The following is a 22,675-nucleotide window of genomic DNA, read 5'->3' on the forward strand; positions in this document are numbered from 1 at the left end:
GTTAGTTACTGCGCAGCGGCTTGCAGCAATTCAATGATAGCCGCATCCCGGGTAATTTCAGCAGCGATTTTCCCTGTTTGGCTTTTGATTTTCGAATTGGCGCCTTTTGCCAGCAATACTTTCACGGCATCGATATGATCATGTAAAGCAGCCCACATCAGTGCGGTCACGCCATCATCGTTTTGCAGATCGATTTTAGCGCCATGCTCCAGTAATATTTCGATGACCGGTGTATGACCGTTTTGTGCAGCCAAAATGAGCGGTGTGAAGCCATTGGCAGCTTTATGATCGACTTGCGCACCGTGCTTGAGCAATGCCTTGGCTATCTCGGTGTTGCCGATCAACGCCGCAAGTGTCAGCGCTGTTGCGTCATTTTTATCTTTCAAATCGACTTTGGCACCTTTTGCCAACAACGCATTGACAACGTCGAAATGCCCATCCTGGGTGGCGATATACAACGCCGTGGTGTCGTTGGCAGCCAGCAAATCAATGGGAGCATTCCTGGCTAATAATGTTTCGACGATTGCGGTGTGTCCGTTGCGCGCAGCCATATACAGTGCAGTGGTGTTGTCGGAAGCCTGTTCATCAATTTTCGCACCTTTTTCCAGTAACTTATCGACTATGCTTGTTCTACCTTCCAACGCCGCGATCATCAGGGCGGTTACTTTTTCTTTGGTCTTCAAATGAATGTCCGCACCTTTTGCTAATAGCGCATCAACAATCGCTTCGTGTCCTTTTTGTATCGCCAGCATCAGCGCAGTAATGCCATCCGTTGTTTGTGCATCAATTTGAGCGCTTTTGGCCAATAACGCATTGACAACTTCGGTGTGGCCGTTTTTTGCAGCGATAATCAATGCTGTGGCGCCGCCGGCATTTTTCAGATTCACATCGGCATTCTTTGCCAGCAACAGATCAACGATATCGGCGTGGCCATACTGCGAAGCGACGATCAGGGCGCTAAACCCCATGTCATTTTGATAATTGACGTTGATACCTTTTTCCAACAACTGCTTGATCGTTTCTACTTTGGCGGAAAAAGCAGCTTTAAGAAATTCGGTTTCATCTTCGGTGGTGGCATTGGCAACAGGGACTGACAGCATGGTCGCGATGATTGAGAAAATAAAGAAGTTACGCGTACACTTAGCTATGTTTTTTATATAATTCATCTATTACACCTATATCGGACTTACTATGATTGATTATCTGGGTTTATTTCAGGAATTCACTGATCAATACATCATGCACTGACCATATATTGTTAGTTTTTACCGTTAATATTTTAACCTAGAAATATCTGTTCTTAAATTTAATTGGTTGTAGAAAGCCAGCATGTTATTTTTTGCAAATAAGCAATTATAAAATGTTTGAATGATGTTTCTGGGTGTTATGAAAATTTATTAATCTTTAATGTTGGGTATCTATGCATGACTGGATAATTCCTGATTGGCCAGCACCGCGCAATGTCAAAGCATTGTTTACCACTCGTAATGGCGGCGTGAGTGGTGGTGCCAATGGTGCTTATGTTTCCTTGAATTTAGGTGCGCATGTTAACGATGATTTGACGGATGTGACGCATAACCGGGCGTTATTGCGTCATCATTTACCCGCTGAACCGAAGTGGTTGAAACAGGTGCATGGTACTTTACCGATCTGGATTGATGACACGACAACAACAACGCCGGAGGGTGATGCTGTTCTCAGCCGCAAGCAAGGCACCGTTTGTGCTGTCATGGTTGCCGATTGTTTACCGGTGTTTCTGTGTGATGCAGCCGGTACCACAGTAGGTATCGTACATGCGGGTTGGCGCGGATTGGCGGGGGGAATCATCGAACGATCCGTTGCGGCAATGCAAGTCGACCACGGTCAGTTGCTGGCGTGGTTGGGGCCGGCGATTGGCGCTAATCATTTTGAAGTCGGCGCAGATGTCTATGAGGCTTTCACACAGCATGACGCGCAAGCGGCACAAGCTTTTGCGTCAAAGGATGGCAATCATGGAAAAAAATGGTTGGCAGATATTTTCTTGTTGGCACGCCAGCGATTGGTGAATAATGGCATTACCAGGATTTATGGTGGAGGCGTGTGTACATTCAGTGATCCTGCGCGTTTTTTTTCTTACCGTCGAGATGGTGAAACCGGGCGCATGGCTGCATTAATCTGGCTTGATTAGATGCGCATCGTTACCAGATCGTTGAAGAATGTTTTCGAAGCAGAGCCGATACCAGGCAAAAACAGGCGAGAAAACGCAGTTTATGCGTAATCAATGCACATTTTGAACCTGTTTTTAACACCATTTAGCGGTACGCAGATAGTTTGTCAACGACCTGTTAACTTGCTCATTAATTGCCTTGAACAGCGTATAATCCCGCCTTTGCTTTTTTAATTAACGTTATGTCAACGCTTACCTGGATTATTGCTGCCAGTTTACTGGGAGGGGCACTGAGTTTATTGTTTGCAGCGATATTGTCACTCAATGCGCGGTTATCCTGGCTTTCAATACTGGTGTCTTACGCTATCGGCGCATTATTGGGCGCGGCCTTTCTAAATACTTTGCCGGAGGCATTCGAGCTGTCTGACAACCCCACGCAGGTAACGATGACTGTTCTGATCGGGATTCTGGTTTTTTTCATTTTGGAAAAATTAGTATTGTGGCGTCACTGTCATATCGAAGATTGCGAGGCGCATGATCCATCGCATGGCCTGGCGGCGACAGCGACTGTGGTCAACCACCACCAGCACGATCATGGACGTAGCGGATTCATGGTCATTGTGGGCGATACCTTTCATAATTTTGTGGACGGTATTTTGATTGCTGCTGCTTTCATGGTGGATGTGCAGTTAGGTATTGTGACATCCATTGCGATCATTGCCCATGAAATTCCCCAGGAGGCGGGAGACTTCATTATTCTTTTGAATTCAGGTTATACGCGCCGCATGGCATTTTTGATGAATCTGCTGTCCAGCTTGGCGACTGTGGTTGGCGGTGTGTTGGCGTATTTCATGCTGCATAAGATGAATTTTCTGGTGCAACCGTTATTAGGACTTGCTTCGGCCAGCATGATTTATGTGGCCATGTCGGATTTGATCCCAGGGTTACATAAGCGACCTGAGATTCATGCAACTATTCAGCAGGTTGTATTGATTTTGCTGGGAATTTCTTCGATCTGGCTGGTGGGAAATATTTTTCCCCATACTTAGCAGGAAGGATGAAATGGTTGCAAAACACCGAAACGCTAACTATAGAGGATGTTAAATGATAAAACGATTGATGGCGGTATTGTTGCTGCTTTTGTGTGTCGGCGTTGTTTATGCGGAAGAAAGCAATATTATCGAGAAAGTTGAAAGCAGTGCGCGTGCCTGGTTGGAAGGGGTTGATAGTGGAAAATATAAAGAAAGCTGGGAAAATTCATCTGCGCTATTCAAGACGAAAACATCCGAGTTGGAATGGATCAAATCGATTACTGCACTCAGGGCATCACGTGGCACTGTGAGCGCCCGGTATATTGCCACCGCTGCCGCGGCAAAATCGTTATCAGGACTTCCTGACGGTGAATATATCGTACTCCAGTTTTACGCAACGTTTACAGAAAAAGGATTGGCACTGGAGACGGTCACGCTGGTAAAAACACACAACGAAATATGGCAGGTTGTGGATTATTCGATGAAGTGAGAAATTTGACGAGCCTTGTGCTTGCCTATTTTGTCACTGCATAGTCGCTAAACTCACCCATTCGTCACCCCTTTAAATCCCTCGGAGATGCGATAATATACGCGGCGCACCGGTGTGCCGTAGCGTTCAATCACACGGTATTCAATGGCACCGGGCTGCTCGAGCATTTTTTCCACATCAATACCTTTGCTACCCGTGCGAGTTTTTTCCAAATGACGCCGTTTCATGCCGATCTGAATGATAGGGCGGTCGGTGGGCGCTTGAGAAGGAAACCAGAATTCATACATGGCACCGCTATCCCCAAACATATTGCGTGAACGGATATCCAATTTTGTGTCGCCATGCGTGTAAAAATATAAAGCGCTGGCAACTGACCATTTGCTCATGCCGACAACGATGGGTTCCTTGCCGGTTTGGTTTTTGACTTCTGCTGCAATTTGCTCAATTTCGGCGGCTGTTTCTCGCCAGTAATAGTGCTCTGTAAATAAATGATATGGTACACCAGGTATTCCCAGTACCACATAGTGCGACACAAAAGCATAAGCGAAGATGCACACGATAATAGTTGGTTGCCAAGCAGCTTGTATGCGTTTGGCCAGTGTGCTTAGATGGTCGGTTTGGCCGATCATCCAGGCGATGGTGGGCAGTACTGCAAGCCAGATTGGGGCGGTCCAGTGAAAACGTGGTTCGTCAAAAGTACTGAGAGCGAAACAAACCAGGAATGGAACCACGGTAAAAACTTGCACAAATAAGTGACGTCTGTACTCAATTTGCTGATTGGTCTGTTTCTTAATTGAGAATAGCGCTAATACTGCTGCAATGAAGCCGATCGGGGTTAGCAGGATGATTACGTGGATAATCAAGTGATGGACTGAAAATTGATAACTATCTGTCAGCACGCGATTCGACTGAAATGCAAAGGATGCCCAATCATTACCGTAGTTCCAGATAATCACCGGCGAAAAAAGCAGTAATGCCAATAGCGCGGCCAGATAGGGGTAAGGGCGCTTCATCCAACGGCGTGCCGTCGGATCGATGATGACAAATGCCAGAGCGGCAATACCCAATAATCCCAGTGTGTACTTAGACAGTAATCCCAGACCGAAAGCGATTCCCATACCTAGCCAGGCTGAGCGTTGACCGGCTATTAATGCACGCTCCATGTAATAGAGCGTGGCGGCCCAGGCTGCAATGAGCGGCGCATCGGGTGTCATTAATACGCCGGAAGCGACTCCTATCGGTAGAATAGCCAATAACAATACCGCCCGCATCGCAGTGGATTTGTTATACAGATTCTGCGCCAGTGCATAGAGGTAACCCATGGCTACTAAACCGCACAACAGTGCACCAATGCGCACGCCAAATTCATTGTGTCCCAGAATCGATGTGCCCAGCCAGATTAACCAAGCCACCATAGGCGGATGGTCATAAAAACTGAGATCCATGTGCTGTGCGTATTGCCAGTAATAGGCTTCATCCGGAATGAGTTGCGCCAAACCGAAATAAACCAAGCGCAGCAATAGAATGAATATCACGATACCAATGGCTGCGGTGCGCCAACGCATCTCTAGTGACGGTAGATCTTTTTTGCTAGGAAACACATAAAAGGCTGAGCCCAGATAGTTGACGGCTGCGGTGGCAGCGATGGCCGGAAAAATTGCCAGCAGAGGTGGTATGTGCCAAACATAAACCAGCAAAGCCAGCACTCCGCCGCGTAATAATAACGCGAGGGCGCCGACGGTCAGGAAACGACCGAATTGATGCCATTGCAGATAGCCCGCGTGATGTTCACGGAATGCCCATTTTGAATTAAAAGTATAGTTGACCGTTGCAGCCACAAAGAAGCTGGCAAAGTGAGACAGAGCAAGTCCGGCATCACGGCTGATCATCCATTGAAAAACAATGGCGTCAATCAATACACCGAGTAATCCGACCGCTGCGAAGCGGCCAGCCGTATTCAGTGTGACTGTGCCACCGGCTAAGGTTATCAAACGCTGAACATAGGCCAACTGGTGGGAAAAAGACAGCTTTGAAGTGCCATGCGTGCGATCGTGAAAGCAAATCGGTACTTCGGTGACACGCAGCTTGTCGTGGTTGGCCATCAGTAATTCAAGCAGAATCTTGTAGCCACGTGCATTGTTAGAAATACTTTGAGCCAGTTCACGGCGGAATGCAAAAAAACCGGAGGTGGCGTCATTGACATCGCAGATAGGGCGTGCTATCCAACTACCTATGCGGGACAGTAGTTGCCGATGCAGCGGCCAGTTTTCCGTGCTGCCACCAGGAACATAGCGACTGCCAATGGCAACATCATAATTGCCATCTAATACCGGGATGACAACGGCTGGTAGGCTTTCGGGCGAATGGCTTAGATCGGCATCCATGACAACAATGACGTTACTTTGTGCTGCAGCGACACCCGCGAGTATCGAGGCGGTGAGATCCGGCTTTTCGCGCCGTTCAATCAAGCGGACATTCGCTTGGTTTTCCCATGCGCGTACTTTGTCTGGCGTGCCATCCGTGGAACCATCATCAACGAAGATGACTTCAAAACTATTGGGGCTAAAATCCAGTGCAAATAAACGAGTGAGGAGTTGATCTATATTCTCAGACTCATTCAATGTGGGTACTACGATGGAAAATTGGGTCATGTAGTTCCACAGATTAGAATTTATAATGGATGATTGGCGGCATGATATTGTTATCTTTGTTGCTTCTGATATTTATCCACCGCTTTATTATGGTCCGTCAAGTTAGTAGAGAATTGCGATTCTCCGTTACCTTTCGCAACAAAGTATAGTGCGTCAGTTTCGGCTGGGTTGAGTGCTGCACGAATGGAAGCTAAACTTGGCAAAGCAATGGGTGTAGGCGGTAAGCCAGCGCGAGTATAAGTGTTGTATGCCTGGTCTGCAAGCAGATCTTTTTTGCGTAGATTACCATCAAAATGCTCACCTAAACCGTAGATGACGGTGGGGTCTGTTTGTAAGCGCATATCTTTACGTAGCCGATTAATAAAAACACCAGCGATTTCTGCGCGGTCGCTTGCTACTCCCGTTTCTTTTTCTATAATGGATGCGAGAATCAGTGCTTCGTAGGGAGTGTTTAACGGTAATGATTCTGCACGCGCTGCCCAACCGGTTTGTAAGTGATTGTGCATGGCCCGGTATGCTCGCTGCAAAATATGGATATCGCTGTCGCCCTTGATAAAATAATACGTATCAGGAAAAAATAATCCTTCTGCTGCTGTTTCACTTGCGCCGATCCGCTGCAAAATTTCCTGATCGCTGAGATCGATTGTATCATTTTGGATGGCGGGATGCTCATTTAGAACTTTCCGAAGCTGAGCAAAAGTCCAGCCTTCAATGAATTTTATCTCCGTTTGTTTCGCGTCACCTTCTGTCAGATATTTTAACAACGCTATTTGTGAAAGGCTATCGGTCAATTGATAGTCACCGGCTTTAATAGCCGATTCTTGATTCAGATAACGTGCTAGCACAATCAATGACCATTTGTTGGGAATGACGCCGGCATCAGCAAGTTGCTGCGCGACTTGTTTTAGGTTGCTACCAGGACGAATGGAGAACTCATAGGGCGTGGTAGGCAGCGTAACTTTCGAATGCACGTGCAGATAAAGCCATCCGACTAATAAGATGGCTATTGATACTGCGACAAGAAAGAGGCGTTTTAGCGTGTGCATGCACCGGAAAGTAACAGCTATACTTTACGGAAAACCAACGTTCCGTTAGTCCCACCAAATCCGAAGGAATTGGATAATGCGACGTTGATACGCATGTTTCTTGCGGTATTGGGAATATAATCCAGATCACATTGCGGGTCTTGATTAACAAGATTAATGGTGGGTGGTGCAACTTGATGATGTATTGCAAGTGCGGAAAATACCGCCTCCACGCCTCCGGCAGCACCCAGCAAATGACCGGTCATTGATTTTGTGGAATTTACCGCAAGTTTATTGGCATGGTCTCCGAAACAACGTTTGACCGCGATCGTTTCAGCGATATCACCCAGTGGCGTAGATGTACCGTGTGCATTAATATAATCAACCTCGGTGGTAGGAATACCTGCATTTTTAAGCGCATTGGTCATGCAGCGTGCTGCACCTTCACCATCGTCGCATGGCGCTGTCATGTGAAATGCGTCGGCGCTCATACCGAAACCGACTAATTCAGCATAAATTTTTGCGCCACGTCGTTTTGCATGTTCTATTTCTTCCAATACCAGAATGCCGGCACCTTCACCCAGTACAAAACCATCGCGATCTTGATCCCAGGGACGGCTTGCGGCTGCCGGGTCATCATTACTGACTGACAAGGCTTTCGCAGCAGAAAATCCACCGATGGCAAGCGGTGTCACACAGGATTCCGCGCCACCACATACCATCACATCCGCATCGCCATATTCAATCATACGGGCCGAATTGCCAATGCTGTGTGTTGCCGTAGTACAGGCTGTGACGATAGCGAGATTGGGACCTTTGTATCCATACATAATGGATAAATTACCCGCAATCATATTAATGATCGTACTAGGAATAAAAAAAGGAGATATTTTGCGTGGACCGCCGGCATGATATGCGGTATCGGTGTTTTCAATCATTGGCAAGCCGCCGATTCCTGAACCGATATTGACACCGATTCGCTCCGAATCAAGATGCGTGACATCTTCGATACCTGCGTCTTTGACAGCTTGAATTGCTGCCGCCATGCCGTAATGAATAAAAATATCCATACGACGTGCTTCTTTGACGGACAGATATTGGTGAATATCAAAGTCTTTTACTTCACCGGCAATTTGTGAAGAAAAATTTGATGCATCAAAGCGAGTAATCTTAGTAATGCCAGATTTACCTGAAACAATATTTTCCCACGCGCTTGACACTGTATTTCCAACGGGCGATACAATACCCAACCCGGTAATTACTACCCTGCGTTTCAACAAAATAACTCCAATTACTTGTTGTACTTTAAAAACAAAAGACTAATTTGTGTTGGCAGTGACGTAGTCAATCGCTTCCTGAACGGTATTTATTTTTTCTGCTTGCTCATCTGGAATCTCACATTCGAATTCTTCTTCCAGTGCCATGACCAGCTCAACTGTGTCAAGTGAATCCGCTCCCAGATCATTGACAAAAGAGGATTCATTTTTGACTTCTGTTTCATTCACGCCAAGTTGTTCGGCAACAATTTTTTTAATACGCTGCTCAATATTTTCCATCTCTAGGTATTTCCTTTCAGGTAAGAAAAACTCTTTTATTTTAACAAATTTTCAGTATCAGCAGAACCGAACTGAAGCATGATCATAGCTTACGAGATTTCAGTTATTTTACGATTCAATCTTTTTTAGCTAAATTTCGTAGCATAGAGATAATATATTACTATTAATTTTTGTGTATAAATTTTCTAATACGCTTTATCAATCCATATACATTCCACCATTCACATGAAGTGTCGTACCGGTAATGTAGCCAGCAGCGGACGAAGCTAGAAACGCCACAGCGGATGCAACTTCTTCAGGGCGCCCTAATCTTCCTAAAGGAACGTGCTGAATTAAACTTTGTTGGTGCTCATTAGTCAGTGAGCGAGTCATATCAGTATCAATAAACCCTGGGGCGACACAGTTCACGGTGATATTGCGACTGCCCACTTCGCGCGCCAGTGATTTACTAAAACCAAACAGACCTGCTTTGGCAGCAGCATAGTTTGCTTGCCCCATGTTTCCAATTGCACCGACTACAGAAGAGATATTGATAATGCGTCCATAGCGAGCTTTCATCATAGCGCGAAGCACGACGCGGCTTAAACGAAACACCGATGTAAGATTGGTGGCTATGATTTCGTTCCATTCCTCGTCTTTCATGCGAACCAACAGATTGTCCCGTGTGATGCCGGCGTTGTTAACCAGTATTTCGATCTCACCAAATTTCTCGCGAATGATTTGCATGGCACTATGCATTTGTTCAGTATCATTCACGTTCAGCATGATACCTGTGCCTTTGATGCCGGCCTTCTCCAGATACTGACTAATCGTGTTGGCACCATTTTCTGTGGTTGCTGTGCCAATGACAATCGCGCCATGCTGACCGAGTTTAAGTGCGATAGCTTGTCCAATACCGCGACTAGCGCCTGTTACCAATGTTATTTTATTTTCCAAAATCATATCTCCATACATAGAGCCATGACCGTAAGTAGCAAATACTCATGGTGATTATCGTAAACTAACTGCTTGTTTGATTGTTTCGCTATCGATTAATGATAACTGTTGCAAACTTTGGTCTATGCGTTTGTTCAGTCCAATCAATACCTTTCCGGGCCCACACTCAATGACATGTGTCATGCCGGCAACCGCAAAGGCGTGGATTGTGTCTACCCATCGTACTGGACTGACGAGTTGTTGAACTAAAATTTTCTTGATGGATAGTGCATCAGAGTGCGATTTTACATCGGCATTATGCAAAATTGCGATTTTAGGAGATTGCAATGCGATGCCTTCCAACTGTTGTTGCATACTTTCAGCTGCTGGTTTCATCAGCGAACAATGTGAAGGGATACTCATCGGTAGCATGACTGCGCGTTTTGCGCCTCTTGATTTAGCCATTTCCATGCCTTGCAAAATGGCATTTTTGTGCCCGGCGATGACTACTTGTCCCGGTGAGTTGAAATTGGCTGGTTCCAGTGATTCTCCGTTACACTGTTGCGTGATATCGTGACATACGGTTCTGATGATCTCATCATCCAAGCCTAAAACTGCGGCCATTCCGCCGATTCCTTCCGGTACGGCATGTTGCATTGCTTGTGCGCGGAAGCGCACCAGCGTCAGCGCATCGGCAAAACTCAGCACTTCCGCTGCGACCAATGCCGTGTATTCGCCCAGACTATGTCCAGCGAGTAATGCCGGTTTTGCCCCCCCTAGACTGATCCATGCACGGTATACCGCGATGCCTGCTATCAGCATGAGCGGTTGTGTATTGACTGTAAGATTGAGATCTTCGACAGGCCCGGAATTTACCATTGACCAGAAATCCTGTTTGAGGATATCCGATGCTTCTTGAAAAGTTTCCTGGATAATGGGTAAATCCACATACCCATTCATCATTCCAATGGATTGTGACCCTTGACCTGGAAATACAAATGCAAATTTCATAAATTACCAGCGCAGTAAAACTGCTCCCCATGTAAAACCACCCCCAACGCCTTCCAGTAGAACCAATTGGCCGGGATGGATGCGTCCATCACGTACTGCAATATCCAGAGCAAGTGGAATGGAAGCTGCGGAAGTGTTGCCGTGTTTGTCGACGGCCACAACTACCTTATCCATCGGTATGCCAAGTTTCTTTGCTGTGGATTGTATGATGCGTATATTTGCCTGGTGGGGAATCAGCCAATCAATATCCGTCGTTTGCAGATTGTTCTCAGCCACGGCCTCTTGTCCGACTTCTTCCAGAACTTTGACTGCAAATTTGAAAACGGTACCGCCTTCCATGTTGATATATGGATTACCTTGTACTTTCCCGCCACTAATGCTGCCGGGCACGGATAGAACATTGCTATAGCTGCCGCTGGCATGGAGATGAGTGGACAAAATGCCGGGCTGATCACTTTGCGAAAGCACTACTGCGCCCGCGCCGTCACCAAATAAAACACAGGTGCTGCGATCATTCCAGTCGAGTATTTTAGAATAAATTTCAGTACCAACCACCAATGCATTGCGACACTTACCCGAACTTACAAACATGTCAGCTGTTGCCAGCGCATACACAAAACCGCTGCAGACGGCCTGTACATCAAACGCCGGGCAATTTTCAATCCCCAGCTTATTTTGCAGGATACAAGCCGTGCTTGGGAATACCATATCCGGGGTCGTCGTGGCAACGATGATCAGATCAATATCTTTGCTGCTGACACCAGCAGCGCTCATGGCATTTTGACTGGCATACAGTGCCAGATCACTGGCTACTTGATCCTCACGCGCAATATGCCGTTGCGTGATGCCGGTACGGGTACGTATCCATTCATCACTGGTATCTACCATGCTCTCCAGTTCATGGTTAGTCAATATCTTTTCTGGTAAATAACTACCGGTTCCAGTGATTCTTGAATACATTATTTTGTCAGTGTTTCCGGAGAGGTTTGAGAATGATGAGAAAGCTCGGCAACCCGTTCACTAATACGACGTAGCATGCCGCCACGTACTTCATCCGCTGCGCGTTTAATGGCAAAACCAAATGCATATTTATCAGCGGAGCCGTGGCTTTTAATCACTATGCCGCGTAAGCCCAAAAAGCTGGCACCGTTGTATCGGCGATGATCTACGCGGTGTTTAAAGGAATTTATAATGGGCATCGCAGTGATACCGACCAGTTTGGTCAGTAAATTGCGTTTGAATTCTTCGCGCAAGTAAGTTGCTAGCATTTGTGCCAGACCTTCTGAGGTTTTCAAGGTGATATTGCCGACAAATCCGTCGCAAACAACGATATCGGTCGTTCCTTTGTAAATATCGTTGCCTTCAACATTACCATAAAAATTGAGCCCGCTATGACGTAACAATTCAGCTGCGTGTTTAACGGTTTCATTGCCTTTGATTTCTTCTTGACCCACGTTGAGTAATCCAACGCTTGGTGCTGGTTTGTTTTCAACTGAGGAAACCAGGGAAGAACCCATAATTCCAAATTGAAACAAGTGCTCAGCCGTACAATCAACGTTGGCACCCAGATCTAAAATATAAGTATGGCCTGTCATGGTTGGCAGTATGCCTGCAAGTGCTGGACGATCAACACCGGGAATTGTTTTTAACACAAAGCGGGATGTCGCCAGTAATGCACCTGTGTTCCCGGCACTGATGCAAGCTTGTGCTTCACCTGTTTTAACAAGATTGATAGAAACGCGCATCGAAGAATCTTTCTTGCCGCGTAAAGCGAGCGCAGGCGATTCATCCATGCTGACGACCTCGCTGGCCGGATGTATGCGAATTCTGGGTCCTGGTGCAGAATTCGCTGCACGTAATTCCGCTTCAATTGCATCAGGAATGCCGACAAGAATGATATTGGCTTCGGGATCGTTGCGAAGATAATCGACCGCTGCTGGAATCGTCACATGCGGACCATGATCACCGCCCATACAATCTATTGCTACAGTAATATCCAATTTCAGCGCTCTTTATGACTGGGAAAACGATACACTCAGTGCAGCTTGTAGCAATAGACAAGATTTTTAATCGTTTTTAGTTTTAACAACCTTTTTGCCGCGGTAGTATCCATTGGGACTAATGTGGTGACGTAAATGGACTTCCCCAGTGCTTGATTCTATGGCCAAAGGAGGATTGGTTAAGAAATCATGTGAACGATGCATGCCACGTTTTGAAGGGGACTTCTTGTTTTGTTGGACTGCCATGCGATTAACTCCTTAAATTCAATTTTCAATTCGTCTTTTTAAATTTTGCTAATGTTGCAAATGGGTGTGCTGAATGTGACTGATCATCTACGTTACTTTCGATGGATTCCGGTAGATGTATTTTGCATTCATCATCTGGATGACACGATGAAATTGGTAAGCTGAGAATAATTTCCTCTTCAACCAAATCGAATACATCCAAATCAGACGTTGCCAAAATAGCATCCATGGTATCATCGTCATTTACTTGATCCAGTTCTGCTTCGTTTTTAACCAAGCGAAAAAAAGCTTGCAGATCTATAACATGCGTTAATTTGTCAAGGCAACGCTGACATCTGAGGTGTATTTCACCCTTAACTTCCAAATGTAGGCATGGTTTATTATTCTTATCAGAATAACCACTGATCTGGTATGTCACTACACCGCCATCATCAAACAGCAAATCACGCAAACGTGTAAATTCAGATACCGGGATTTTATCATAATGCACACCCGCATTACGTACAAAATCGAGAGGGGTTATCACAAATCGCACAGACATAAGGCGCGCATGTTATATTTTTTGCTTTAAAGTGTCAAAAAATACCGAAGGAAATTTTGAAAACTCAAACCATTACCCAAAAAATCATATTGGCATCCAGCTCGATTTATCGCAAAGAATTGCTCCAGCGTTTACAAATTCCATTTGAAACCACGCATCCAAAAATCGATGAAGCACCGCTATTGAATGAATTGCCGGAACAGACCGCCGTACGCCTCGCTGAGGAAAAAGCCCGCGCTGTTGCTAAAAATTATCCGCACGCCCTTATTATCGGTTCTGACCAAATAGCCATATTAGGAAACACTCGTCTTGGGAAACCATTGAATCATAGCAATGCAACCGAACAGTTGCGCTTAATGCGTGGTAAAGAGGTGGTTTTCTATACGGCTTTATGTTTGCTGAATAGTACTACGGATCGGTTGCAAATACAGGTAATTCCTTATCGTGTAAAATTCCGGCAGCTCAGCGATCAGCAAATCGAGAATTATCTGCTCAAAGAGCGCCCCTATCATTGTGCGGGTAGTGCAAAATCAGAAGGATTGGGTGTTGCGCTCATCGAACGCATGATCGGAGACGATCCCAATGCACTGATTGGGTTGCCGCTTATAGCCCTGATTGATATGCTGGCTCATGAAGGCGTCATGCTTATTTGATGACGATCTGTTAAAATAGGCCGCTTTTACAAGTGCTTCTAGATTGGATTGCAAATATATGAGTAATGTGAAATCATTATATCTTGAGTGAAACTTTCACTGATTATTGGTCATGAGTTCTATGAGGAAATACTCTGCTTGCCCTGTTATCTTCATGCTTATTGTGAGCATACTGACTAACGGGTTGAGTTTATCTTTTAGAGGAGAGGTATTTGCTCATGAGCTGGATCATATTCGTCAAGTACTGCCGCTGGATCCCGCAACGCATTTAGAGTCGCACCGTAACAACGTTTCCAGAGAAGGTGCTGATCTTGATGCAGCAACGCATTTATGCTTACATTCTGCAGGGCAATATCAACCTTTTTATTTTAATTCTTTTCCTTTGATACCGAATCAAGCAGTAGCAGAAGTTTTGACTGTATTTATTTCTGCGATGCTTCCAGAAACAATTCCAGATTTACCTCTTCGTCCTCCCCGAAGCCTTTCTTTGAGCTAGATTTTAAAACTGCTGTGTTTGTGGATTGCTGTTGTGATCTACGCACCGCTGAAACGGGTTAATACAAACTCATCTTGTAACCTGTTTTGTATAGGCTTAAGCATATGCGGAGGAATTCCATGAAATTGCGCGACCTGTTTATAGCGCTTTACCATTGGGTAGATTCGGAATTACGAATCATCTTACTGGGTTTTATCTTATTAATAAGCTTCTCAACTCAGGTACAAGCCAGTACTGATTTATTGGGTACCAAGACTAACGGAAATCCGGTTTATTCAGTCGATGGTGAAAAGAATAGTGATCTTACGTTACGTGACGCAGTGGATCTTGCATTGCGCCACAATCCAGAATTGGCAGCCTTTGCTAAGGAAATGCGTGCGTTGGAAGGAATAACACTGCAAGCTGGGTTACTGAGAAATCCGGAACTGTCAGTAAACGTTGAGAATATCGGAAACATACAAAAGCTGAGTGGCGATATCAATTCAGCTCATGCGGTAGCGCAGGAAGTCGTGCAGCAGCTTACGACCATTCGGATTGGTCAATTGATTGAATTGGGTGGTAAGCGCGCGGCCCGTGTCAATGCTGCGTTATTGGGTGAAGAATTGGCTGCCAAAGATTACGAAACTAAACGAGTGGAAATTATTGCCAGGGTTGCCAATGTGTTCACTGAGGTACTCGCTGCACAAGAGCGACTCAGACTCGCAGAGGAAACCAGACAAGTTGCACAGAATGTGGTGAATACCGTGACCAAGCGTGTGCAAGGCGGTAAGGTGCCTTCCATCGAGGAAACCAGAGTTAAGGTTGGACTGTCGACTACGCACATTGAACTGGAGCAGGCGCAGCGAGATTTAATAGGTGCACGCAAGCGGCTGGCGTTGCTATGGGATAGCTCTTCTCCGCAATTTGGCAAGGCACTGGGGAATCTTGAAACGCTGATTGTTCCACCCAATTTTCAAGTACTTGAAGCGCGTGTTTTGGATAATCCGATGGCACTCCGAGCCGTGAAGAACATAGAGCAGCGTAAAGCATTGCTGCAAGTAGAGCAGACCCGTCGCATACCCAATCTCACCATTAACGCAGGCGTTGTGCATCATGCGCTACTGGGTGGTAATACGGCTGTGGCTAGCGTTATGGTGCCGTTACCATTATTCGATCGTAATCAAGGAAATATCAAAGATGCTTATCAACGCGTGGACAAAGCCGTAGACGAGCAAGCCGCGATGGAATTACGGCTGAAAACAGAGCTCGCGCAGTCTTATGAAACGATGTCAGCAGTATGGAATGAAATTAATATATTGCGTGACGAAGTATTGCCTGGAGCCAGAAGTGCTTTTCATGTGACTAGCAGAGGTTATGAATTAGGAAAGTTTGGTTTGTTGGAGATGCTGGATGCGCAACGTATTCTATTTCAAAACCAGCTTCTCTATGTACGTGCATTGGCAAACTATCAGCGCTTGGTGAATGACATTGAGCGCCTGATTGCGGGGCCTATCGATAGCATCAAGCCGAATCATAAAATCAACATACGTCAGCCATAGTGGCGGGAAAAGGTTAGGGATTAAATTATGAACAAAGCGCGATGGATGCCAATCCTGGTTGTGATTGGCATAGGAATTGTACTGGGTGGGTTGATCCTAACGCTGGATAAGCCTACCGCAGTGACAGCAGATGCGGCGAGTGCCAATACCAACACGAATGAGAAATTGGCTGAGAATCAAACTGGCACTGGACCAAGAGGAGGCAAGTTATTTACAGATAATGACTTTAGCGTGGAATTGACGATTTTTGAAAAAGGTGTGCCGCCGCAATTCCGAGTTTATTTGTATGAAAAAGGTAAGTTGTTGCCGCCAGCCGCGGCGACTGTTGCCATTACATTATCTCGATTGGGAGCATCGGCGCAATTGTTCAAATTGACTCCGGAAGCGGATTACCTGCTGGGAGATCAAGTTGTGGAAGAGCCCCATTCATTCGATATCGCTATCGCAGCTGAGCGCAACGGCAAGCTCATGCGCTGGAGTTATAGCCAAGTGGAAGGACGGGTGGAAATACCAGATACTATGTTGAAAAGCATGGGTATTGAAGTGCTGACGGCAGGGCCGGCCATTATCAAACCAAAACTCAAATTGCCGGGTGAAGTGATATTCAACGAACATAATATAGTACGGGTGGTGCCGAGGGCCCCCGGCATGGTGACGGCTGTTTATGGCCATCATGGTCAGCAGGTGAAAAAAGGTGACGTACTGGCGGTTGTTGAAAGTCCGATGCTGGCGGATTTGCGCAGTCAGTATTTTGTTGCCAAGAAGCGCTTGACGTTGGCTAAGACGACTTATGAGAGGGAGAAACAACTGTGGGAAGAAAAGATTACCGCCAAGCAGGAATTTCTTCTGGCACAGGAGCTGTGGAATGAAGCTGAAATTGCGCTGGAGTTGGCTTCTACCAAACTGCGTGCGTTGGGTGTACAACCTGAATCAAGCCGCTTAGGGGCAGATATCGTGCATTATGAAATACGTTCACCCATTTCCGGAATCATTATTGCTAAAGCGATTGCATTGGGCGAGGCACTCAAGGAAGACAGGGAAATTTATACCGTTGCGGATGTGTCCACGGTATGGACGGCGATTACCGTTTACCCCAAAGATCTCAACGTGATCCGGGTCGGTCAGAAAGTTGCCGTCAAGGCGACCGCTTTCGATGTGGAAGGGGAAGGAACGGTGACTTATATCTCCACGCTGATTGGCGGACAAACGCGTACTGCAACAGCCCGGGTCGAATTGGATAATACGGCGGATAGATGGCGTCCCGGAATGTTTATCAATGCTGAATTGGTGGCGGAAGAGATTGCAGTACCTGTTGCTGTTTCTGTCGCTGCCATTCAAACATTGCGGGACTGGTCAGTGGTATTCGGTCGGTATGACCCGTATTTCGAGGTTCGTCCTTTGGAACTGGGGCGCGCTGATGGTGACATGGTGGAAGTCCTCAAGGGACTGACCCGCGGCGAGCAATATGCCGGAGGCAACAGTTTTGCGCTGAAGGCGGAATTAGGTAAGGCGGGCGCAAGCCATGATCATTAAATCAGCGACCTGACAAAAGCGAGACCACCATGTTTGAACGTATTTTACATATCGCTATCTATCAACGCGGCATCGTGCTGATGGCGGTCTTGATGATGGCAATCATTGGCGTCTACAGCTATCAGAAGCTGCCCATTGACGCTGTGCCTGATATTACCAACGTACAGGTTCAGATCAACACCAATGCGGCGGGCTATTCACCGATTGAAGCCGAGCAGCGCATCACGTTTCCGATCGAAACCATCATGGCGGGTTTGCCTCATCTGGACTACACCCGTTCTATTTCGCGCTATGGCTTGTCGCAGGTCACCGTGGTTTTCAAAGACGGCACCGATGTCTATTTCGCGCGCCAGCAAGTCAGTCAGCGCCTCCAGGAAGCCAAAGGCCGCTTACCTATTGGTATCGAGCCGATGATGGGACCTATTTCCACCGGTTTGGGCGAAATCTTTATGTGGACCGTTGATGTTCGCGAAGGTGCAAGGAAACCGGATGGTACTGAATATACTTCCACCGATTTACGCGAAATCCAGGATTGGGTCATCCGGCCGCAATTGCGCATGGTGAAAGGTGTGACGGAAATCAACACGGTAGGCGGTTATGTCAAACAATTTCATGTCGTGCCCTACCCGGAGAAAATGATTGCTTTCGGACTGTCGCTGGCAGATCTGGTGACTGCCCTGGAGCGCAACAACCTGAATGTGGGTGCCGGTTATATTGAAAGGAGCGGGGAACAATACCTGGTTCGCATACCCGGACAAATTGCCAATCTGGATGAAATTGGCAACATCATTCTTGGCGCACGGCAGGGAACACCCCTTCGCGTCAAGGATGTCGCGGATATTCTGATCGGTAAGGAGCTGCGTACCGGTGCTGCCACTCAGAACGGCAAGGAAGTCGTATTAGGCACGGTACATATGCTGATTGGAGAAAACAGTCGGTTTGTTGCTCAGGCCGCGGCCAGGAAATTGGAAGAAATCAATCGAAATCTGCCCGAAGGCATTGTAACAACACCTGTCTATGACCGCACCACGCTGGTCGAAAAAACCATTCATACGGTAGCGACCAACCTGCTCGAAGGTGCCGCGCTGGTTATTGTGGTATTGCTGCTGTTTCTGGGTAATCTGCGGGCCGCATTGATTGCGGCTTGCGTGATTCCACTGTCGATGCTGTTTACGTTCACCGGCATGGTGACCAATCATGTGAGCGCCAACCTCATGAGTTTGGGCGCGATTGATTTTGGCATTATCGTGGATGGTGCCATCGTCATTGTTGAGAACAGCATCCGGCGGTTGGCGCATGAGCAGATGCGATTAAGGCGTGAACTGACACTCACCGAGCGCCTTGAATTGGTGTTTGATGCTTCCAGGGAAGCACGGCGTGTATTGATCTATGGCGAGCTGATTATCATCATCGTGTATTTGCCTATTTTTGCATTGACCGGGGTGGAAGGAAAAATGTTCCACCCGATGGCGCTCACCGTAGTGACGGCATTGATTGGCGCGATGGTGCTTTCGATTACCTTTGTTCCGGCTGCGATTGCATTTTTTCTATCCGGCAAGGTGAAAGAAACGGAAAGTCCTGTGATGGCATGGGCAAAGAAAATCTATTCGCCGATATTGACTGCGACTATGAAGCACCGTGAACTCACCGTTACGATTGCCATCGTTATTGTTATCTTATCAGGCCTGCTGACCACACGGGTTGGCAGCGAGTTTGTGCCCAGCCTGAATGAAGGCGATATTGCGCTGCATGCCATCCGCATTCCGGGTACCAGTCTGACCACTGCGATTGAGATGCAGAACGAACTGGAAGAAACGGTCAAAAAATTTCCTGAAGTCGATCGGGTATTTTCCAAAATCGGCACTGCCGAAATAGCCACCGATCCCATGCCACCGAGCGTCGCGGATGTTTTTATCATCCTCAAACCGCAGTCGGAATGGACCGGCGCACATCGTACCAAAGCGGAGTTGATCGCCGCAATGGAACAAGCTGTTCATAAGGTTCCGGGTAATAATTACGAATTTACGCAGCCGATACAAATGCGCTTCAATGAATTGCTGTCGGGCGTGCGCGCCGATGTCGCCGCCAAGGTATTTGGCGATGACATGGATACTTTGCTGCATTTGGGAGAAGAAATCGAAGATCTGCTTAAAACTGTTCCCGGCGCTGCGGATGTCAGAGTCGAACAGATCACTGGATTGCCGGTACTTTCCATTCAGATGGATCGTGCAAAAATGGCGCGCTATGGGTTGAATGGCCGTGATGTGCAGGATGTGGTCGCCATGTCGGTGGGTGGTAGAAGTACCGGCATGATTTTTGAAGGCGATCGGCGTTTTGATTTGCAAATACGGCTGCCGGAACATTTGCGAGTGGATATTGAAGCATTAAAACGTCTGCCCGTTAGTGTTCCAATGCAGAGCGTCGCTGTGGCGGCGCCCATGACGCCGCAGGCGGCTCAGGCTCAGGCGGCTCAGCCAGCTGCACCGGTTTTTGTCACCTTGGGCGAAGTGGCCAAATTCGAGATGACGCAAGGCCCCAATCAGGTTAGCCGGGAGAATGGCAAACGAAGAATCGTGATTACCGCCAATGTGCGCGGCCGCGATCTGGGTTCTTTTGTTCATGAAGCGGAACAATTGGTCAACGAAAAAGTCCGTATTCCCCATGGCTACTGGATCACCTGGGGCGGCCAGTTCGAACAGATGATTTCCGCAGCGCAGCGCCTCCAGATCGTGATACCGATTGCACTTGGCTTGATTTTCATCCTGTTATACACGATGTTCGGCAATGTGCGCGATGGGTTGTTGATGTTTACCGGCGTTCCCTTTGCGTTGACCGGCGGCATATTCGCCTTATGGTTGCGTGACATTCCGTTGTCCATTTCCGCTGGCGTAGGATTCATCGCCCTATCCGGCGTGGCGGTGTTGAATGGCTTGGTGATGCTGGCGTTTATTCGGGGCTTGAGAGAAAAAGGGTCATCTTTGGATGATGCGATCCAAACCGGCGCACTGACCCGACTGCGCCCGGTGTTGATGACCGCATTGGTGGCATCGATCGGATTCCTGCCAATGGCGCTCGCCACCGGCACCGGCGCGGAAGTACAACGGCCGCTGGCCACGGTGGTGATCGGCGGGATTTTATCGTCGACTGCGTTGACGTTGCTAGTGTTGCCGGTGTTGTACCGGATTGTGCATGGGCGGGATACCTTGAATAAAAATACATCAATATAAAGCCACAAATTACATTTTGATCAACAGGAGTTAGTAGTAAATGCAAAAATTAAGCCTAGTCGTTTTAATTATGTTTATGTTCAATGTCAGCCATTTAATGGCGGAATCTCCAGCGCTAGTCGATAAAAGTGAGCGGTATCAGGTGAGAGAGATTGTTCGGCATGTTATGGAATCAAACGATGAGTTTGTTAAGAAATTATCATCGAATTATTTCACGCAACATATCCATGGGCAGAAACCTATAGTAACGATGGTAACCTGCTCTGACTCCCGATTGCACACTCATGCACTTGATATGCATCCCGATGGCGATCTTTTTATGGTCCGTAATATTGGCAATCAAGTTTCAACGACTGAAGGATCTATTGAATATGGTGTGCGCCATCTGCATACGCCTGTTTTATTTATTATAGGACACTCATCTTGCGGTGCCGTTGAAGCGGCTATGTCAAAACCGGCGAACCTTGAGCCTTCGATTTGGCGTGAATTGGACACGATCAAAGTTATCGGCGATAAATCTGATGATCATGTACAGGTTAAAGAGAGTGTTGAATCAAATGTGAATCATCAAGTTTCGACTGCCTTAACGAAATATGCCAAGGAGGTCAAGGAAGGCCGTTTGACGATTATTGGAGGTGTTTATGATTTTCGCAATGACTATTCTCAAGGCAATGGCCGCCTTGTCTTGATTAACGTTAACGGAGAGACGAATCTCTCTGAAATTCATAAAATGCCAATAGTTAACTCCAAATAAGCTTGGCAGGATGTGTCGATCGGGTTTTTGACCTACAAATCATTGCCCTTCTATTATGCAGAGGCAGAGCTTGGCAGCCTGCCCACACTTTGGTATCGGTGGGTATTTTGTATCGACGACTGGGCTAGGTTTCAAAACGAAGCTGCATTGCGCTAAAGTGATCCTCGCAATATTTTAGCAATGCCCAGATGAAGAGAATGAGTCCTGATAGTTCGAGACTCTCTTCAATGGTGGTAATCATAATGTAGCTCCAATTCTCTTCCCCGTACAACTCGGAATAACGGCCGCCAATCAATTCAAAACCGATAGCTCCGCCAATATAGAGAGTCGCAGCGATCAGAAACCTGATTCTTACTGCCATAGGGAGATACAGAAGGAATCTCATAAAGAACAGCCCGAGGGCTGCAACGAGTATGATGCCTGGTACGACCCAAGTAAAATAAAAGACGCCGAGGCTAGCACCGTCAGCCAACAGCTCTTTGAGCAGTGCTCTGAATGGCCAAATGAGTTTCTCATGAAATTGCGATGATTCATCGAATGCCATGAGAAGGAATCCGAGTGAAAGAATTGCCCATTTTGATACGTGTGGCATCATTTGCTTCCTATTGAATACAGTGATGAGTGCCAGCAGTAGGGCCGAAAAATGCATGAGTAATACAGAGAAGTAGGTTGGAATGTTTTGCTCTTCATCAAGATTGAAGAGTAGCACAAGCTTTTTAAGATAATCAGGGCCAAACGTGAATTTCAAGAGTTGCCCACCGATGCTGGCAAGGATCAAAATAACCGCTACTGCTACCAATATGCGGGTAATCGTGGTTGTGTTGCATGATATTCCATGGATTGCTGTTTTCATAAGCGATTA

21 protein-coding genes are annotated in these 22,675 nt (G+C 46.8%); 9 read left to right on the plus strand and 12 right to left on the minus strand.

Annotated elements, in window-relative coordinates:
* Positions 1 to 5: 5 nt before the first annotated feature.
* On the minus strand, positions 6 to 1,166 hold the full coding sequence (locus tag C8R34_RS08360; protein ID WP_110339741.1) for an ankyrin repeat domain-containing protein: 1,161 nt from the start codon (positions 1,164 to 1,166) through the stop codon (positions 6 to 8).
* Positions 1,167 to 1,420: 254 nt separating this feature from the next.
* Here C8R34_RS08360 and pgeF point away from each other — a divergent pair, with 254 nt between their 5' ends.
* The 3 genes from pgeF to C8R34_RS08375 all read left to right on the plus strand — a co-directional run bounded on the left by pgeF (position 1,421) and on the right by C8R34_RS08375 (position 3,667).
* Positions 1,421 to 2,167, plus strand: coding sequence for a peptidoglycan editing factor PgeF (gene pgeF, locus C8R34_RS08365; protein ID WP_110339743.1), 747 nt, complete (start codon positions 1,421 to 1,423; stop codon positions 2,165 to 2,167).
* A gap of 221 nt (positions 2,168 to 2,388) precedes the next feature.
* A complete protein-coding gene (locus C8R34_RS08370) occupies positions 2,389 to 3,195 on the plus strand; it encodes a ZIP family metal transporter (RefSeq protein WP_110339745.1) in 807 nt (268 codons plus the stop codon).
* A gap of 55 nt (positions 3,196 to 3,250) precedes the next feature.
* The gene (locus tag C8R34_RS08375) at positions 3,251 to 3,667 is read left to right on the plus strand and encodes a DUF4019 domain-containing protein (RefSeq protein ID WP_110339747.1); all 417 of its coding nucleotides are present in this window, start codon (positions 3,251 to 3,253) and stop codon (positions 3,665 to 3,667) included.
* A gap of 53 nt (positions 3,668 to 3,720) precedes the next feature.
* Here C8R34_RS08375 and C8R34_RS08380 read toward each other — a convergent pair whose 3' ends face one another.
* The 10 genes from C8R34_RS08380 to C8R34_RS08425 all read right to left on the minus strand — a co-directional run bounded on the left by C8R34_RS08380 (position 3,721) and on the right by C8R34_RS08425 (position 13,561).
* Positions 3,721 to 6,318, minus strand: a complete 2,598-nt coding sequence (locus tag C8R34_RS08380; protein ID WP_110339749.1) for a glycosyltransferase family 39 protein — start codon at positions 6,316 to 6,318, stop codon at positions 3,721 to 3,723.
* A 50-nt stretch (positions 6,319 to 6,368) separates the two neighbouring features.
* Positions 6,369 to 7,364: an endolytic transglycosylase MltG gene (gene mltG, locus C8R34_RS08385; protein WP_110339751.1), complete on the minus strand. Its 996-nt coding sequence runs from the start codon at positions 7,362 to 7,364 to the stop codon at positions 6,369 to 6,371.
* A gap of 17 nt (positions 7,365 to 7,381) precedes the next feature.
* Positions 7,382 to 8,623, minus strand: coding sequence for a beta-ketoacyl-ACP synthase II (gene fabF, locus C8R34_RS08390; RefSeq protein WP_110339753.1), 1,242 nt, complete (start codon positions 8,621 to 8,623; stop codon positions 7,382 to 7,384).
* 39 nt (positions 8,624 to 8,662) lie between these two features.
* On the minus strand, positions 8,663 to 8,899 hold the full coding sequence (gene acpP / locus C8R34_RS08395; protein ID WP_110339755.1) for an acyl carrier protein: 237 nt from the start codon (positions 8,897 to 8,899) through the stop codon (positions 8,663 to 8,665).
* A gap of 198 nt (positions 8,900 to 9,097) precedes the next feature.
* The gene (fabG, locus tag C8R34_RS08400; protein WP_110339815.1) at positions 9,098 to 9,841 is read right to left on the minus strand and encodes a 3-oxoacyl-ACP reductase FabG; all 744 of its coding nucleotides are present in this window, start codon (positions 9,839 to 9,841) and stop codon (positions 9,098 to 9,100) included.
* Positions 9,842 to 9,889: 48 nt separating this feature from the next.
* Complete coding sequence (gene fabD, locus C8R34_RS08405; protein WP_110339757.1) at positions 9,890 to 10,825, minus strand: ACP S-malonyltransferase; 936 nt, start codon at positions 10,823 to 10,825, stop codon at positions 9,890 to 9,892.
* 3 nt (positions 10,826 to 10,828) lie between these two features.
* The gene (locus tag C8R34_RS08410) at positions 10,829 to 11,785 is read right to left on the minus strand and encodes a beta-ketoacyl-ACP synthase III (protein WP_110339759.1); all 957 of its coding nucleotides are present in this window, start codon (positions 11,783 to 11,785) and stop codon (positions 10,829 to 10,831) included.
* Positions 11,785 to 12,825 (minus strand): phosphate acyltransferase PlsX, encoded by a 1,041-nt coding sequence (gene plsX, locus C8R34_RS08415; RefSeq protein WP_110339761.1) that lies wholly within the window; start codon positions 12,823 to 12,825, stop codon positions 11,785 to 11,787. The genes C8R34_RS08410 and plsX overlap by 1 nt, the downstream gene beginning before the upstream one ends.
* A 66-nt stretch (positions 12,826 to 12,891) precedes the next feature.
* Complete coding sequence (rpmF, locus tag C8R34_RS08420; protein ID WP_110339763.1) at positions 12,892 to 13,071, minus strand: 50S ribosomal protein L32; 180 nt, start codon at positions 13,069 to 13,071, stop codon at positions 12,892 to 12,894.
* A 25-nt stretch (positions 13,072 to 13,096) separates the two neighbouring features.
* Complete coding sequence (locus C8R34_RS08425) at positions 13,097 to 13,561, minus strand: DUF177 domain-containing protein (protein ID WP_258364428.1); 465 nt, start codon at positions 13,559 to 13,561, stop codon at positions 13,097 to 13,099.
* A 107-nt stretch (positions 13,562 to 13,668) separates the two neighbouring features.
* Between C8R34_RS08425 and C8R34_RS08430 the strand changes: the two genes are divergently transcribed.
* The 6 genes from C8R34_RS08430 to C8R34_RS08455 all read left to right on the plus strand — a co-directional run bounded on the left by C8R34_RS08430 (position 13,669) and on the right by C8R34_RS08455 (position 21,813).
* Positions 13,669 to 14,265 carry a nucleoside triphosphate pyrophosphatase gene (locus C8R34_RS08430; protein ID WP_181415484.1) on the plus strand — a complete coding sequence of 199 codons (597 nt, stop codon included), beginning with the start codon at positions 13,669 to 13,671 and terminating at the stop codon, positions 14,263 to 14,265.
* A gap of 121 nt (positions 14,266 to 14,386) precedes the next feature.
* On the plus strand, positions 14,387 to 14,761 hold the full coding sequence (locus tag C8R34_RS08435) for a hypothetical protein (RefSeq protein ID WP_110339767.1): 375 nt from the start codon (positions 14,387 to 14,389) through the stop codon (positions 14,759 to 14,761).
* A gap of 119 nt (positions 14,762 to 14,880) precedes the next feature.
* On the plus strand, positions 14,881 to 16,299 hold the full coding sequence (locus C8R34_RS08440) for a TolC family protein (protein ID WP_110339769.1): 1,419 nt from the start codon (positions 14,881 to 14,883) through the stop codon (positions 16,297 to 16,299).
* Between the two features lie 27 nt (positions 16,300 to 16,326).
* Positions 16,327 to 17,832 carry an efflux RND transporter periplasmic adaptor subunit gene (locus C8R34_RS08445; protein WP_110339771.1) on the plus strand — a complete coding sequence of 502 codons (1,506 nt, stop codon included), beginning with the start codon at positions 16,327 to 16,329 and terminating at the stop codon, positions 17,830 to 17,832.
* A 29-nt stretch (positions 17,833 to 17,861) separates the two neighbouring features.
* Entirely contained in the window at positions 17,862 to 21,059 is a 3,198-nt protein-coding gene (locus C8R34_RS08450; RefSeq protein ID WP_110339773.1) for an efflux RND transporter permease subunit, read from the plus strand.
* Positions 21,060 to 21,099: 40 nt separating this feature from the next.
* Positions 21,100 to 21,813 (plus strand): carbonic anhydrase, encoded by a 714-nt coding sequence (locus C8R34_RS08455; RefSeq protein ID WP_110339775.1) that lies wholly within the window; start codon positions 21,100 to 21,102, stop codon positions 21,811 to 21,813.
* Between the two features lie 124 nt (positions 21,814 to 21,937).
* Here the strand turns inward: C8R34_RS08455 and C8R34_RS08460 are convergent, their stop codons facing one another.
* The gene (locus C8R34_RS08460) at positions 21,938 to 22,666 is read right to left on the minus strand and encodes a multidrug transporter (RefSeq protein WP_110339777.1); all 729 of its coding nucleotides are present in this window, start codon (positions 22,664 to 22,666) and stop codon (positions 21,938 to 21,940) included.
* Positions 22,667 to 22,675: the final 9 nt, after the last annotated feature.

Source organism: Nitrosomonas sp. Nm84 (assembly GCF_003201565.1).
Taxonomy (GTDB): domain Bacteria; phylum Pseudomonadota; class Gammaproteobacteria; order Burkholderiales; family Nitrosomonadaceae; genus Nitrosomonas.

What these genes read in the sequence shown, in the direction of transcription:
- rpmF (WP_110339763.1), bottom strand. Translation starts at nt 13,071, where the DNA reads ATGGCAGTCCAACAAAACAAGAAGTCCCCTTCAAAACGTGGCATGCAT.
- C8R34_RS08375 (WP_110339747.1), top strand. Translation starts at nt 3,251, where the DNA reads ATGATAAAACGATTGATGGCGGTATTGTTGCTGCTTTTGTGTGTCGGC.
- fabG (WP_110339815.1), bottom strand. Translation starts at nt 9,841, where the DNA reads ATGATTTTGGAAAATAAAATAACATTGGTAACAGGCGCTAGTCGCGGT.
- C8R34_RS08380 (WP_110339749.1), bottom strand. Translation starts at nt 6,318, where the DNA reads ATGACCCAATTTTCCATCGTAGTACCCACATTGAATGAGTCTGAGAAT.
- C8R34_RS08360 (WP_110339741.1), bottom strand. Translation starts at nt 1,166, where the DNA reads ATGAATTATATAAAAAACATAGCTAAGTGTACGCGTAACTTCTTTATT.
- C8R34_RS08370 (WP_110339745.1), top strand. Translation starts at nt 2,389, where the DNA reads ATGTCAACGCTTACCTGGATTATTGCTGCCAGTTTACTGGGAGGGGCA.
- C8R34_RS08445 (WP_110339771.1), top strand. Translation starts at nt 16,327, where the DNA reads ATGAACAAAGCGCGATGGATGCCAATCCTGGTTGTGATTGGCATAGGA.
- C8R34_RS08435 (WP_110339767.1), top strand. Translation starts at nt 14,387, where the DNA reads ATGAGGAAATACTCTGCTTGCCCTGTTATCTTCATGCTTATTGTGAGC.
- C8R34_RS08460 (WP_110339777.1), bottom strand. Translation starts at nt 22,666, where the DNA reads ATGAAAACAGCAATCCATGGAATATCATGCAACACAACCACGATTACC.
- C8R34_RS08410 (WP_110339759.1), bottom strand. Translation starts at nt 11,785, where the DNA reads ATGTATTCAAGAATCACTGGAACCGGTAGTTATTTACCAGAAAAGATA.
- C8R34_RS08455 (WP_110339775.1), top strand. Translation starts at nt 21,100, where the DNA reads ATGCAAAAATTAAGCCTAGTCGTTTTAATTATGTTTATGTTCAATGTC.
- pgeF (WP_110339743.1), top strand. Translation starts at nt 1,421, where the DNA reads ATGCATGACTGGATAATTCCTGATTGGCCAGCACCGCGCAATGTCAAA.
- fabD (WP_110339757.1), bottom strand. Translation starts at nt 10,825, where the DNA reads ATGAAATTTGCATTTGTATTTCCAGGTCAAGGGTCACAATCCATTGGA.
- C8R34_RS08450 (WP_110339773.1), top strand. Translation starts at nt 17,862, where the DNA reads ATGTTTGAACGTATTTTACATATCGCTATCTATCAACGCGGCATCGTG.
- C8R34_RS08440 (WP_110339769.1), top strand. Translation starts at nt 14,881, where the DNA reads ATGAAATTGCGCGACCTGTTTATAGCGCTTTACCATTGGGTAGATTCG.
- mltG (WP_110339751.1), bottom strand. Translation starts at nt 7,364, where the DNA reads ATGCACACGCTAAAACGCCTCTTTCTTGTCGCAGTATCAATAGCCATC.
- acpP (WP_110339755.1), bottom strand. Translation starts at nt 8,899, where the DNA reads ATGGAAAATATTGAGCAGCGTATTAAAAAAATTGTTGCCGAACAACTT.